Below are 13,321 nucleotides of genomic sequence, written 5' to 3' on the forward strand. Positions count from 1 at the left end.
AAGAGTAGTTATGACCGATTACGTCATTATTTTAATTAGCACCGTTTTGGTGAATAATTTTGTACTGGTCAAGTTTTTAGGCTTGTGCCCATTTATGGGTGTGTCCAAAAAGCTCGATGCGGCGTTAGGTATGGGCTTAGCCACTACGTTTGTGCTCACGCTATCCTCGGTCATGAGTTATCTGCTTTACACCTACCTGCTTGCACCGTTTGAATTGGAATATCTAAAGACCATCGGTTTTATTCTGTCAATCGCTGCCGTGGTGGGCTTTACCGAAATGGCCATTCACAAAACCAGTCCTGCACTCTATCAAGTATTGGGTATTTACCTGCCCTTAATCACCACCAACTGCGCAGTATTGGGCGTAGCGTTACTTAACATTGGTGAAGATCACAACTTTATCGAATCCGCCTTTTATGGTTTTGGTGCGGCGGTTGGCTTTACGTTGGTGATGGTGTTATTTGCCTCAATTCGTGAACGTGTCGATGCCGGTGATGTGCCGACTCCGTTCAAAGGTGCGCCGATTGCCTTAATCACCGCAGGCCTTATGTCCTTAGCCTTTATGGGCTTTGGTGGGTTGGTTTAAATGACGATGCTCGCCGGAATTCTCATCTTTTTAGGTTTAGCTCTCGTGTTTGGCTTACTACTCGGCTATGCCGCGGTGCGCTTTAAGGTCGAAGGTGATCCATTGGCCGATATCATTGACCAAAAGTTACCGCAAACTCAGTGCGGCCAATGTGGTTATCCAGGTTGTCGACCTTATGCCGAAGCGCTCGCCAAAGGCGAAGCCGAAGTTAATTTATGTATTCCGGGTGGTGAACCCACCATGATTGAGATCGCCGAGATTTTAAAAGTTGAACCCAAGCCGATGGAAGCCGAAGCCACTGAACCCAAACCCAAAATGGTGGCCGTGATTGATGAAGACATTTGCATAGGTTGCGTACTCTGCATAAAAGCCTGCCCAGTCGATGCGATTGTCGGCACCACCAAGATGATGCACACCGTGATCGAAAAAGAATGCACCGGTTGCGAACTTTGTGTACCGGTTTGCCCGGTGGATTGCATTGATATGGTGATGGAAAAACCCAGCTTAACAAACTGGAAATGGCCCGAACCCAAAGTCGCGGCGGAGCGCAGCGAATGAAAGCCAGTTTACGCCAAAAAATCATTAATTTGATCGCACCAATTTACCCGATGGCGAAACGCTGGCTGTATCACTTTCACGGCGGTGTCTTTCCTAAATACAACAAAAGCCTATCCTTACGCCAACCTTTACGAACCGGCTATATACCCAAACAACTCATTTTGCCGCTACAACAGCATATGGGCGGCGCCGCATTACCTTGCGTTGAGATAGGTGAACAGGTCAAAAAGTTCCAAATGATTGCCCAAGCCGCCAAAGGTTTGAGTGCGCCAGTTCACGCGCCGGCCTCCGGTAAAATTGTTGCAATCGAACAGCGCATTTTGCCGCATGCCTCCGGTTTGGCTGAACCCTGTATTGTGATTGAACCGGACGCAAAACAAGACACCGTAGAGAATGCGCTAGGCATCGTTGAGAAACCAAAAAATATTGCTGAATTCAAACAGCTCCTACTTAATGCGGGCATTGTCGGCATGGGCGGTGCGGGCTTTCCGACCTTTGCCAAACTTCCCGATCATCCCGGCAAAATTAAACATTTAATTATCAATGGTGCCGAGTGCGAACCCTTCATTACCTGCGATGACTTGCTCATGCAAACGCATGCGCCTGAGATTGTGCGAGCCGCGCTCTTTATGGCCGATCTATTTGATGTTGAAAACGTCATTTGTGGTATTGAAACCAACAAACCTCAAGCCATCGCCGCGATGCGCCAAGCTTGTCAAGCTACTCGAGTTCGAGTGGAAGAAGTCGCCACGGTTTACCCGATGGGCGGTCAGAAACAACTCACACAAGAATTAGTTGGACTCGAAATTCCGAGTGGACTTCACAGTATCGACATTGGCGTGGTCATGATGAACGTGGCCACCCTGCGTGCAATTACACAGGCACTCGAACTCGGTCAACCGCTGGTTTCACGCTTTGTCACCGTCTCCGGCATGGGTTTAAAACAGCCGTTTAATATTGATGCCCTGCTTGGTACGCCATTTAATGAATTAGTTGAACTGGCCCAACCCGAACCAAAACTGGATTATCCGCTATTAATGGGTGGGCCAATGATGGGCTTTGCCGTTGCGCACAATGATGTACCGGTAATCAAAACCACTAACTGCATACTAGCGAATCCACCCGAAACGTCAGATGAACCCATGGCCTGTATTCGTTGTGGCGAATGCGCCGAAGCCTGCCCTGTAAATCTACTGCCCCAGCAACTTTACTGGCATGCACGCGCGCATGAATACGATAAAACCGAACAGCTCAACCTGTTCGACTGCATTGAATGCGGCTGTTGCTCATTTGTGTGTCCCAGCCATATTCCACTGGTGCAATATTATCGTCACGCCAAAGCCGAAGTGCGGGAAATCAAGCAGCAAGCGAAATTAACCGAAATTGCCAAGCAACGTTATGACGCCCGTGAAGCACGTTTAGAACGTGACAAACAAGAGCGCGAAGCCAAACTAGCCGCCAAAAAAGCCGCGGTCAAAAAACAAGCCAATGAAGCCCCAAAAACTGAAAAACCAGCCGCCGATGCGCCCAAATTAAGCGCACGCGAAAAAGCCATTCAAGCGGCCAAAGCTCGCCAAACCGCCGCTAAAAATTTGAACCCAGAAGACCCGAAGAGCACGAAAAATTCTAGTACAGAATCCTCTAAGTCTGAAATGTCGGCGGAAGAAAAACGCAAAGCCGCAATGGCGGCCGCCAAAGCCCGCGCAGTGGCTAAAAAGTCGAGCCCGGAAGAACCGAACAACACTAAAGACTCTGGCACAGAATTACCTAAGCCAGAAACGTCAGTGGAAGACAAACGCAAAGCGGCGATGGAAGCCGCCAAAGCAAAAGCCGCTGCGCGTAAAGCCCAACAGGAGACAAACCCATAATGGCGACCTTTAGCAGCTCCCCATTTGCACATAACAACAGCTCGGTGCAAAAAATCATGTTACAGGTTCAGCTCGCTGCGTTTCCGGCATTGCTTGCGCATATTATGCTGTTTGGTTATGGCATCGTTATTCAATGGTTTTTGGCGGTCGCAACGGCCCTATTGGTCGAGTTTGTGATGATCAAACTGCGCGATCGCCCGGTCATGCCGAACATTACCGACTTTAGCGCGCTCATCACTGTAACAGGCCTGGTGTTCTGTATTCCACCTGAATCACCTTGGTGGGTGATTGTCACTGGTTGTACTTTTGCCTTGGTTTTCGGCAAACATTTATACGGCGGCTTGGGTTATAACCCGTTTAATCCGGCCATGCTGGGTTATGCCTTTTTGCTCATCTCTTTTCCGGCTGAAATGACTCAGTGGACCTTGCCTAAAGATTTGGCTGGTTATACCTTGAGTTTTTGGGATTCCTTCAATCATATTTTATTTGGCGTGATGCCCAATATGCCCATCGACAGTTTTACTGGCGCTACCCCACTCAGCACTTTACAAACCGGTTTACAGCAAGGTCTGTCGAGCCAAGATATGCTACAAGCGGCTTACTTTGAATCCAGCTGGTTAAACCTCACCGCTTGGGGTTGGATTAATGTCGCCTTCTTAATCGGCGGCTTATGGTTGCTCTATACGCGCACCATCCGCTGGCAATTTCCGGTCGGTTTTTTGGGCACCTTAGCCTTTATGGCTTGGCTATTCCATATGATTAATCCCGCGCTTTACGCGCCGATCAGCTTTCACCTTTTATTTGGTGGCACCATGTTGGCGGCGTTCTTTATCATCACCGATCCGGTCAGCTCCAGCACCACGCCGATGGGGCGCTTAATTTATGCCGCAGGCATTGGTATTTTGGTGTATGTTATTCGTAACTGGGGTGCGTTCCCCGACGGTATTGCGTTTGCGATTTTATTAATGAACATCGCCGTGCCGATGATTGACCGCTACACTCAACCTCGCGTGGTAGGGCATATTCGATGAAACCAGAACTCAAAATAACCATGTTTCGTGCCGCCGGTTTACTCAGCCTATTTGTGGTGATTAGCGTCGCCTTATTAATCGCGATAAATGCCTTCACCCAACCTAAAATAGAGCAAGCCGAACAAGCTTCTTTAATCCAACTGCTGAATCAGGTCATGCCAGCGCAGCAGTATGATAACAATCTACTCGAAGACACCAAAACCGTGACCGAACCCGACTACCTGGGCTCAAACGAACCCATGACGATTTATCGCGCGCGCCTAAATGGTGAACCAGCAGGCCTGGTGATAGAAACTGTCGCCCCCAATGGTTATAACGGCGATATCCGTCTTATTGTCGGCGTGTTTGCAGATGGTCGTGTGGCGGGTGTGCGAGTGATAAGCCACCGCGAAACGCCGGGCTTAGGCGATAAAATTGAACTGCGCAAAAACGATTGGATTTTAAGTTTTAACGGCAAGACACTAACCGAAGACAATGTGAATCGCTGGGCAGTCAAACGAGACCGAGGCGAATTTGATCAATTTACCGGCGCCACCATCACCCCACGTGCGGTTGTCGGCGCGGTCAAATTAACACTCGACTATGTCAATAGACACGCAGAGGAATTGTATGACTAAAGCATCCTTTAACCAAACTTGGCGCGACTACCAAGAGATTGCGCAAAAAGGTCTTTGGAACAATAACCAAGCCTTAGTCGCCCTGCTCGGCTTATGCCCATTACTTGCGGTCACCAATAACAGTATAAATGGTTTAGGCTTAGGTTTAGCGACCATGGCCGTTTTGCTCACCTCGAACATTTTGGTTTCGTTGATTCGTCACTGGGTGCCGTCTGAAATTCGCATTCCGGTTTTTATTGCGATTATTGCGGCCGCCGTCACCATTATTGACATGCTGATGCATGCCTACTTTTATACCTTGCACGGCATTTTAGGTATCTTTATTCCACTGATCGTCACCAATTGCGCGATCCTAGCGCGCGCGGAATCTTTTGCCTCCAAAAACTCGCTGGATAAATCAATTGTCGATGCGTTGTTTATTGGGATTGGGTTTACGATTGTGTTGGTTATTTTAGGCAGTCTGCGTGAACTGGTGGGCAATGGCACGCTGTTTGACCAGGCCTGGTTGTTATTCGGCGAAACCGCCCGCAACTGGACCTTGCATTTAAGTAGCGATTACACACCCGTATTGCTCGCGATTTTACCGCCTGGGGCCTTTATTGGCTTAGGCTTATTGATCGCGCTAAAAAACTATGCCGATCAACGTCTGAAAAAAACCAAACTATTAAACATTCCGGTTGAGATTAAAGCCTCTTCTACCTCCTAACTTTTTAGATGAATAAACTCAAACGCCAACAAATTTTTGATCGTTTAGCGCAAGCGATTCCGGAGCCGGAAACCGAGCTGAATTATTCGACACCTTTTGAATTATTGATTGCGGTGATTTTGTCCGCACAGGCGACGGATAAGGGTGTAAATATCGCCACCGCGAAACTTTTCCCTGTTGCCAATACCCCCGAAGCCATTTATGCGCTCGGCGTGGATGGTTTAAAAAGTTATATTAAAACCATCGGGCTGTTTAATTCGAAAGCAGAAAACATAATTAAAGCCTGTAAAATGTTGGTTGAGCTGCATAACAGTGACGTGCCGCAAACGCGTGAGGAATTGGAAGCCCTGCCCGGCGTAGGTCGAAAAACCGCCAATGTGGTGCTCAATACCGCGTTTGGTCAAATTGCAATGGCAGTGGATACCCATATTTTTAGGGTATCGAATCGTACCAAAATCGCGCCCGGCAAAAACGTGCTGGAAGTCGAACAAAAACTGCTTAAGTTCACGCCTAAAGAACATTTAATGGATGCGCATCACTTGCTGATTTTACATGGCCGCTACACTTGCATGGCGCGCAAACCACGTTGCGGCAGTTGTGTCATTTTTGATCTGTGCGAATTTAAAGACAAAGAAAAATACGTTGAGTAAATCAAACATAACCCATATCACCAGGCCTGGTGGTGAAGTTAAAAAATCTTTATGCTGACCTTGTATCTTGTTTATTTAGCCGCTTCGGCCGCCGCGATTATTAGCCCAGGCCCGGGTGTGGTGATGACGCTTTCTAATGCGTTGCGTTTTGGTTTTCGTCCTGCGTTTTACGGCATTTTGGGCATTAGTATCGGCACGATTATTGTCGGTTATTTGTCCGTCACCAGTTTAGGTTTGCTACTTGCGGGCTCAGAAACGGCGTTTCTGTTGGTGCAAGCGCTGGGCGCGACTTATTTAATTTACCTTGGGATCAAGCTTTGGCGACGCGGTATTGCGGATATTCAGACTGACCAAGCGCATCGTGGCAAACCCTTGCAACGCTTTATCGAAGGCGTGCTGATTCAATTTACCAACCCGAAACTGATCTTGTTTTTTCTGGCGGTTTTTCCGCCGTTTATGTTGCAATCGCAACAGTTAGGCCTAAGTTTGCATTTGTTTGTGCTAAGTTACGGCGGCTTGTTGATTTTAGTTCATCTAGGTTATGCGCTATTGGCGAACCGAGCACAACGCTGGTTGCATTCTGATGTTGGGCGTTTGCGTTTAGGCCGAGTCAGCGGCAGTATATTTATCTTTTTCGGCTTGCTCATTGCCTGGTCTGCCTTTTAAAATGAGCCATCCCTATCGCCAAAGGTCACCAGGCCTGGTGCTTTTGAATTTAGTCTAAGGAAACGCTATTTATGTTCACATCCGAACGAGACAAACTACGCCAACACTACGCGGATATTTGGCAGAAAGCCCGCAACAATCAGCCTTTGGATGCGTTGGAACAGCAGATTGCGCAAGTGATTGATCAGCATCCTGAATATCACAAAATGTTCGAAAACAAACAGCATTTAAAAAATGAATATCTACCTGAAATGGGCGAAACCAACCCGTTTTTGCACATGGGTATGCACTTAGGTATTCGTGAACAGGTTGCCACAGATCGACCCGCCGGGATTGCACAAATTCACCGTGTGTTAACGCTTAAACACGGTAGCGTATTAGAAGCCGAACATGAAATGATGGAATGTTTGGCGGAAGCCTTGTGGCATAGTCAGAAAAACCAGCAACCACCAGACGAACAAGCCTATTTATTGTGTTTGCAACAACGCGGCGGCATGGCGAATTAAATCCACAAACCCGCTGACAACATTGAGGTCTAAACCAAAGGAATCAAGTATGTTATTTAACCCAATACAACGCGCATTACGCAATGGACTATTGTTAAGTTTGGCCGTGGGCGCCGTCGTACTTTGGCAAGGCGAAGGTTGGTTAACGGCGTTAAGCAGCTTTGCGTTTACCTTCGCAATTATTACGCCGGCGTTTTGGTTGTCCTACAAATGGGCGAATCATCTCGCCGCCAAAAACCGCAATAAGCCAGACCAATAATTCCGATTAATAAGCTTAAACCCTAGAAGCACCAGGCCTGGTGCTTGCAAATTTTCGGCAACCCTCTACAATAATCTCCTTCGTTAGGTGCGCGGTTTAAATGCCGCGTTAAACGGGAAGAGTCGTACGAATCCAAATACCTTGGATTCAAATCGAACGCTGCCCCCGCAACGGTGATGGAGAAGACAGGTTATTAAGCCATTGGGTTTTTAAATCCGAGAAGGCAATCTGAAATCGCTCCTCAGCCCGGATACCGGCCTAATGAGTTGTTAAACCTATTGCGGTGGGCAATACGGAGCACTTGTAAAATTTTCCTTGTAGAAATGCCTGAACCTGTTTCAGGATAAGTCCGTTTTGCCTTCGTTCATAACAGATATTGAATCTATGAATTGAAGGACTCTTTTAAATGCAAACTCATTACAAATTCAAACCGCTAATCGCGGCTCTCTTAATAGCACCAGGCCTGGTGTCGGCTGAAAACAGCCTGAACAATATTGTAGTCACCGCCAACCAAGTCGAACAAGACCTTGAAAAAGTGACATCCGATGTCACCGTTATTACGGCCGCCGAACTCAGAGCCAAACGAGCTAATTCATTAACGGAAATTTTAAATCAGGTTAACGGCTTAAGCTTTACCCAAAATGGCGGCTTAGGCACGAGTGCCAGCTTGTATACACGTGGTTCGGATAACCAACGTACACTCATTTTAATTGATGGCGTACGGGCGCAAGATCCTTCCAATACCAGCGGTGCCAACCTGTCTGACTTAATGGTGGCGAATATTGAACGCATTGAAATTATTAAAGGCGCACAATCTGGTGTTTGGGGGTCTGATGCGGCCGCTGGTGTCATCAATATTATTACCAAGCAATCAACTGACACCCAGATTAATGTTGAACACGGTGCCTATAACACTGGCAAATCGGCCATATCAACCGGTTTTAAACTCGGCGATGCGCGACTTTTCGTGAATGCCTCCCACCTTACAAGCGAAGGATTTAGTGCCCAAGCACCGGTTGATGAAAACATTGATCAGTACGAAAAAGATGGCTATACCCATAGTAATGTGGCATTACGTGCGGTTGTACCTATAGCAAAAAACCAACAGCTTACTTTAGCGCACAATGCCACGGAAGCGCTCGCTAACTACGATAGCTGGGGGGCTCCTAACGCGATTAAACGCTCAAAAAACCGTACCGACCTAAGCCAGATCAGCTATCAAATAGCCGACACCAAACTTACCGCTGAACAGTCCGTATTCAGTAGTAAACAGCTGGATGAAACGGCTCCAGACATTGTGCGTGGACAAACGCGCAGTTTGCAGCTAACCCAGACATTTAATGATTTCTTACTGGGTGCCGCTTATAGTAGCAATGAAGCCAACTCAGACAAATATTCTAGTTTTATGGAAGAACAAACTTATACTCGTTCAGCCTTTGCCAACCACAGCACCCGCTGGCGATATTTAACCTTTAATGAAGCTTTACGTTATGACGATTACAGCAATTTTGGTTCAGAAGTGACCGGAAAACTGGGCGTTAAATTGGATATCACGACCCATCAATCTTTAGCGGTGAATTATGGTACGGCTTATAACGCGCCCAATATTATTCAAATACTGAATCCTTGGGGCACCGCTAATCCCGACTTAACGCCCGAAAAGTCCGCAGAGGCCAGCATCTCTTATGCCCTGCACGGCCTAAGCCTTACCTACTTTGATAAAAAAGTCGAAGACTTAATCAAATGGAGTACAGGTAGCCAATACCAAAATGTTGAAGGCACCACTCAAATCAAAGGCGTTGAAGCTGAATATAAACGTCGATTCAACGTTTGGGGTTTGGGGGTGAATTACACTCACTTAAACACTGAAGATGCCAATGGCGACCCGCTCGCCCGTCGACCTGATAACCAAATTGGGCTGGATTTAAATTGGTATCCAAACGACCAACTCGACATTAATCTAAACGGTCAATATATCGCAACCCGTGGTGGCGATGTCCATACCGCGACCGAAAACTACAGTGTTTGGAATGGCGTCATTAACTATCAGATCGATCCAACGGTAAGTGCTTATTTGAAACTGAATAACTTGTTTAACACCTATTACCAAGTCGTCGAAGGTTATGCCACCGCTGAACGCAGTGCTTATCTAGGTTTAAACGCTCGCTTTTAAGGAACTCCGACATGACCGCCAGTTTAATGATTCAAGGCTGCACCTCCGATGCAGGCAAAACCACCTTAGTGGCGGGATTATGTCGGGTATTGGCAAGGCGTGGTGTCAAAGTCGCGCCGTTTAAACCACAAAATATGGCGCTCAATAGTGCCGTTACCGCCGATGGGGGTGAAATTGGTCGTGCGCAGGCGTTACAAGCACAAGCCGCCAATATCGTCCCCACGGTTCACATGAACCCAGTATTGCTCAAACCCAATAGCGATACCGGTGCTCAGGTGATTTTACAAGGTCAGTCGATTGGCAACCTAAATGCCCTCGACTACCATGCTTATAAACCCAAAGCCGCGCAAGCGGTGTTCGATTCTTTTCAAATTCTGTCAGCTGACTATCCGCTTATTTTGGTTGAAGGCGCGGGCTCGCCTGCTGAAATCAATTTACGCGAAGGCGATATTGCCAATATGGGTTTTGCCGAAGCGGTAGATTGTCCGGTGATTCTGATTGCCGACATCGACAAGGGCGGCGTGTTTGCGCATATTGTCGGCACCCTCGCCTGCTTGTCAGCATCTGAAAGAAATCGAATCAAGGGGTTTGTGATTAACCGTTTTCGCGGGGATATCGCATTATTGCAAGACGGATTAGATTGGCTGGAACGTGAAACCGGCAAACCCGTTTTAGGTGTATTGCCTTATTTACACGGCTTACACCTTGATGCCGAAGATGCGGTTGGTTCGTTTGAATATAACCACGAAGCACACGAAGGTCACGAAGTTTTAAAAGTGATTGCCCCGTTGTTTCCGCATATTTCCAACCATACCGATCTTGATCCGCTGATTCAACATCCTCAGGTGGATTTTACATGGGTCAAACATAACGAGCCGATTCCGGCGGCGGACTTAGTGATTCTGCCGGGCAGTAAAAGTGTGATGGCAGATTTGGATTGGCTACAAAACCACACTAGCCACCAGGCCTGGTTGCCTTATTTGCACAAACATTGTCGTTATGGCGGCAAACTTATCGGCATTTGTGGCGGCCTGCAAATGCTGGGCACACTGATTAACGACCCGCACCATATTGAATCTGATCAAACCCAAATACCTGGTCTGGGATTAATGAATTACACCACGACCTTTTACCCGCACAAACAACTCATCAATCGCCAAGGTTTGTTGCAGCTACCAGGCCTAGTTGAACCAGTCAAAATCAGCGGTTATGAAATCCATCAAGGCCAAACCGACTTTAGCCAATATGCCCCCGCTATCCATTGGCAAAACGGCGACACCGATGGCGCCGTGTCAGACGATAATCAAATATTCGCCACCTACTGTCACGGCTTGTTTGACCAACCGCAAGCCCTGCAAAACCTGCTTAACTGGGCAGGCCTGGTGCAAGCACAAGCCTTCGACCTCAATCAACAACGCGAACAACAACTCAACCGTTTAGCGGATACGTTAGAGCAGCATTTAGCGATGGATAAAATACGGGAACTCATACAGCCATGAAAACATACCAATTAATTTCTCGACTATGGCTGGCCGCTTGCCTTCTCAGTTTCAGCGCAACGGTATTCGCACAATGCCCGCGCATAATTAGCCAGTCACCCTATATCACCCATCAACTCGACTATTTAGGCGTTAAACACTGCATTGTTGGCGCAAGCAGATACAACAAAGAACTTGCTGTGACTGATACCGGCGGGCTGCTCGACCCAGACCAGCAAGCCATTCAGTCGCTTAAACCCGACTTATGGCTCACCTCCGATTGGACTCCGCAAGATCAATTTGACGCGATTGAAACCCATATTGCTAAAGCCATTCGGCTCGAAAGTTTTGGCTCGATGCAACAAATCGAACACAACCTGCTTGATATTGCGCAACACTTAAACAATCCGGTTGCGCTCAAAAAAGCGCAGGATTTTGCCCAAGATTGGCGGCAAACGGCGAAAACAATTGACGGCAAAGGGCAAAAACTACTATTGGTATCATCCTGTTCTGGTTTACCCTATAGTTTTGGCTTAGATTCCTGGTTGGCGGATTTGTTTAACTACACCGGTTTTCAAGTAGTCGGTCATCAACAACGCATTACCCACCTGCCGATCACCACTGACGAAAACCAACTTCAAGCGCTGATTAATCAACTGCAACCCGATTTAGTGTTTATTTTTGAACGCAAACTCACCCCGGTTTGCCAGATTATGAGCCTGCCGCAAAACACCCGCATTATCACCCTAGACGGCACCGACTTTTTACAGCCCGCACCGATTATGCTAAAAGGCCTAAGTCAGCTCAAACAACATCCTTGGTAAGTCAAACTGAAAGTGCAACAATCTTAGCCATAGAGAACAGTTTTGCGTGATAACTAAATCAGGATTCTTTAGTGCTACTCTGAGTTGAAAAGCAGTAAATCATCCATATCTGTATCACATACCTTTTATCCTTACCAAGGCCTATTGGTTTAAATAAGGAGCCATTTTATTTTTAAGTAAGGTTATTTGCTTTCCAAGCCAAAATGTAGTTTCTTTTGAAACTTTAGCAGCCTCAAAATAATCAGGAGTTCCTTCCCACTCTTTTCCATGTCGCTTAAATCCAATACTTTTGAATGACTCAGAATGCATTGTGTCCAGAAGTTCGAAAATACTGGGATCTTGTGAAAAGAGAAACTTAGATGCTGCTTTACTGCCAATAAAATCTCGGTGAACCTCTTTACTTACATCACCCTCAACGAGCTCTTGATAAAAGCAAAGTGTGTCTGAGTATACTTTAAAGCGTTTATTGTAGAGTTCCAGAGCCAGTTTTTTCCGGTTAATTGACATCTGTTGATATGCAATATAAGCCAAAAATACAGCCATTATTGCTGTTAGCATAAGCTCTATTATTTGCGCCAAAGTCATTCACCACCTCCCCTTTTTTGTAAAGTTTAATCGACTAGGCTCACAACAGAGCCTCCCAAGAAACGAGCCTAGTTAGCTGATGAGCTGTGGGTATTATATAGAGTGATAAATCCGACTTAAAAATGCCAAGCATCATAATAATCCTACCAAACCAAATCATCCGGGATTTCGAATTTGGCGTAATAATCTTGGTCTTCTTTCGAGATGGAATCGTCTTTATCTGCAAAGGGAATTAACACGCTTGCATCGCGCAACTCAACCTTTTCCACCGCCGTATCCGGGATCAAGACATACGCGCCGTCCAACCGCGCAATACGAATTCGGCCATTGATTAAACCCTTTTGAGTTTTAGCATTTACTCGCAAGGTTTTAACCTGCTTGTCATCCGCAAAATTAAACGTCAGTTCGCCCTCAAAACCTTTTAACTGATTCGACTGCAAAATTTGTTTTAACTCCGCTTGCTTGGCCTTTTCGGCTTGCTGTTGCTGACGTTCTAGGTTCAATTGTCGGTCTTTCTCAGCTTTTAAGCGCGCTGCTTCAGCCGCCAGTTTTGCCGCTTCATTCTCTACTGGCTCGGCCTTCTGACCCTTTTTCTTTTTAGATTGCTGATACTTCTCTTTCTTAATCTGCTTGGCCTTATGCTCATTCACCAAACCCGACTTTTTCAACTGATCAAATAACGATCCGGCCATCACCACACCCCTTCAAAACCCAAAATTATGCCGCCTATTCTAACTGAATAACCACTACAAGGCATAAAACTGAAGTTTAGAGATTTTTTTAAGTACACTTGATTAAATTCACCGAAATGGTG

At 46.6% G+C, this 13,321-nt stretch carries 15 protein-coding genes and 1 riboswitch; of the genes, 13 read left to right on the top strand and 2 right to left on the bottom strand.

What is annotated here, in order from left to right; all coding sequences use genetic code 11:
* Positions 1-10 precede the first annotated feature (10 nt).
* The 13 genes from rsxA to VIM91_RS08850 all read left to right on the top strand — a co-directional run bounded on the left by rsxA (position 11) and on the right by VIM91_RS08850 (position 11,922).
* Positions 11-586, top strand: a complete 576-nt coding sequence (rsxA, locus tag VIM91_RS08790; RefSeq protein WP_029934275.1) for an electron transport complex subunit RsxA — start codon at positions 11-13, stop codon at positions 584-586.
* A gap of 6 nt (positions 587-592) precedes the next feature.
* On the top strand, positions 593-1,144 hold the full coding sequence (gene rsxB / locus VIM91_RS08795) for an electron transport complex subunit RsxB (protein WP_331864533.1): 552 nt from the start codon (positions 593-595) through the stop codon (positions 1,142-1,144).
* On the top strand, positions 1,141-3,012 hold the full coding sequence (gene rsxC, locus VIM91_RS08800; RefSeq protein ID WP_331864448.1) for an electron transport complex subunit RsxC: 1,872 nt from the start codon (positions 1,141-1,143) through the stop codon (positions 3,010-3,012). Before rsxB ends, rsxC begins: the two co-directional genes overlap by 4 nt.
* Positions 3,012-4,043 (top strand): RnfABCDGE type electron transport complex subunit D, encoded by a 1,032-nt coding sequence (locus tag VIM91_RS08805; RefSeq protein ID WP_331864449.1) that lies wholly within the window; start codon positions 3,012-3,014, stop codon positions 4,041-4,043. Before rsxC ends, VIM91_RS08805 begins: the two co-directional genes overlap by 1 nt.
* Complete coding sequence (gene rsxG / locus VIM91_RS08810; RefSeq protein ID WP_331864450.1) at positions 4,040-4,660, top strand: electron transport complex subunit RsxG; 621 nt, start codon at positions 4,040-4,042, stop codon at positions 4,658-4,660. The genes VIM91_RS08805 and rsxG overlap by 4 nt, the downstream gene beginning before the upstream one ends.
* Positions 4,653-5,366, top strand: coding sequence for an electron transport complex subunit E (locus tag VIM91_RS08815; RefSeq protein ID WP_331864451.1), 714 nt, complete (start codon positions 4,653-4,655; stop codon positions 5,364-5,366). Before rsxG ends, VIM91_RS08815 begins: the two co-directional genes overlap by 8 nt.
* Before the next feature lie 8 nt (positions 5,367-5,374).
* A complete protein-coding gene (gene nth / locus VIM91_RS08820) occupies positions 5,375-6,016 on the top strand; it encodes an endonuclease III (RefSeq protein WP_331864452.1) in 642 nt (213 codons plus the stop codon).
* 51 nt (positions 6,017-6,067) lie between these two features.
* Complete coding sequence (locus VIM91_RS08825; RefSeq protein ID WP_331864453.1) at positions 6,068-6,682, top strand: LysE family translocator; 615 nt, start codon at positions 6,068-6,070, stop codon at positions 6,680-6,682.
* A 71-nt stretch (positions 6,683-6,753) separates the two neighbouring features.
* The gene (locus tag VIM91_RS08830; protein WP_331864454.1) at positions 6,754-7,188 is read left to right on the top strand and encodes a DUF1841 family protein; all 435 of its coding nucleotides are present in this window, start codon (positions 6,754-6,756) and stop codon (positions 7,186-7,188) included.
* Positions 7,189-7,237: 49 nt separating this feature from the next.
* A complete protein-coding gene (locus VIM91_RS08835; RefSeq protein ID WP_331864455.1) occupies positions 7,238-7,447 on the top strand; it encodes a hypothetical protein in 210 nt (69 codons plus the stop codon).
* Between the two features lie 68 nt (positions 7,448-7,515).
* Positions 7,516-7,723, top strand: a riboswitch (cobalamin riboswitch).
* Positions 7,724-7,853: 130 nt separating this feature from the next.
* On the top strand, positions 7,854-9,620 hold the full coding sequence (locus tag VIM91_RS08840; RefSeq protein ID WP_331864456.1) for a TonB-dependent receptor plug domain-containing protein: 1,767 nt from the start codon (positions 7,854-7,856) through the stop codon (positions 9,618-9,620).
* 11 nt (positions 9,621-9,631) lie between these two features.
* Positions 9,632-11,119 (top strand): cobyric acid synthase, encoded by a 1,488-nt coding sequence (locus VIM91_RS08845; protein ID WP_331864457.1) that lies wholly within the window; start codon positions 9,632-9,634, stop codon positions 11,117-11,119.
* A complete protein-coding gene (locus tag VIM91_RS08850) occupies positions 11,116-11,922 on the top strand; it encodes a hypothetical protein (RefSeq protein ID WP_331864458.1) in 807 nt (268 codons plus the stop codon). Before VIM91_RS08845 ends, VIM91_RS08850 begins: the two co-directional genes overlap by 4 nt.
* A gap of 141 nt (positions 11,923-12,063) precedes the next feature.
* Here VIM91_RS08850 and VIM91_RS08855 read toward each other — a convergent pair whose 3' ends face one another.
* Complete coding sequence (locus tag VIM91_RS08855) at positions 12,064-12,507, bottom strand: hypothetical protein (RefSeq protein ID WP_331864459.1); 444 nt, start codon at positions 12,505-12,507, stop codon at positions 12,064-12,066.
* A gap of 143 nt (positions 12,508-12,650) precedes the next feature.
* A complete protein-coding gene (locus VIM91_RS08860; protein WP_331864460.1) occupies positions 12,651-13,199 on the bottom strand; it encodes a DUF2058 domain-containing protein in 549 nt (182 codons plus the stop codon).
* Positions 13,200-13,321 lie beyond the last annotated feature (122 nt).

The organism is Thiomicrospira sp., from assembly GCF_036568485.1.
Taxonomy (GTDB): Bacteria; Pseudomonadota; Gammaproteobacteria; order Thiomicrospirales; family Thiomicrospiraceae; genus Thiomicrospira.

Excerpts from the sequence above, each read along its gene's own strand:
- VIM91_RS08860 (WP_331864460.1), bottom strand. The coding sequence starts at position 13,199 with ATGGCCGGATCGTTATTTGATCAGTTGAAAAAGTCGGGTTTGGTGAAT.
- VIM91_RS08850 (WP_331864458.1), top strand. The coding sequence starts at position 11,116 with ATGAAAACATACCAATTAATTTCTCGACTATGGCTGGCCGCTTGCCTT.
- VIM91_RS08835 (WP_331864455.1), top strand. The coding sequence starts at position 7,238 with ATGTTATTTAACCCAATACAACGCGCATTACGCAATGGACTATTGTTA.
- rsxG (WP_331864450.1), top strand. The coding sequence starts at position 4,040 with ATGAAACCAGAACTCAAAATAACCATGTTTCGTGCCGCCGGTTTACTC.
- VIM91_RS08825 (WP_331864453.1), top strand. The coding sequence starts at position 6,068 with ATGCTGACCTTGTATCTTGTTTATTTAGCCGCTTCGGCCGCCGCGATT.
- VIM91_RS08805 (WP_331864449.1), top strand. The coding sequence starts at position 3,012 with ATGGCGACCTTTAGCAGCTCCCCATTTGCACATAACAACAGCTCGGTG.
- nth (WP_331864452.1), top strand. The coding sequence starts at position 5,375 with ATGAATAAACTCAAACGCCAACAAATTTTTGATCGTTTAGCGCAAGCG.
- VIM91_RS08840 (WP_331864456.1), top strand. The coding sequence starts at position 7,854 with ATGCAAACTCATTACAAATTCAAACCGCTAATCGCGGCTCTCTTAATA.
- VIM91_RS08845 (WP_331864457.1), top strand. The coding sequence starts at position 9,632 with ATGACCGCCAGTTTAATGATTCAAGGCTGCACCTCCGATGCAGGCAAA.
- rsxC (WP_331864448.1), top strand. The coding sequence starts at position 1,141 with ATGAAAGCCAGTTTACGCCAAAAAATCATTAATTTGATCGCACCAATT.
- VIM91_RS08830 (WP_331864454.1), top strand. The coding sequence starts at position 6,754 with ATGTTCACATCCGAACGAGACAAACTACGCCAACACTACGCGGATATT.
- VIM91_RS08815 (WP_331864451.1), top strand. The coding sequence starts at position 4,653 with ATGACTAAAGCATCCTTTAACCAAACTTGGCGCGACTACCAAGAGATT.
- rsxB (WP_331864533.1), top strand. The coding sequence starts at position 593 with ATGCTCGCCGGAATTCTCATCTTTTTAGGTTTAGCTCTCGTGTTTGGC.
- rsxA (WP_029934275.1), top strand. The coding sequence starts at position 11 with ATGACCGATTACGTCATTATTTTAATTAGCACCGTTTTGGTGAATAAT.
- VIM91_RS08855 (WP_331864459.1), bottom strand. The coding sequence starts at position 12,507 with ATGACTTTGGCGCAAATAATAGAGCTTATGCTAACAGCAATAATGGCT.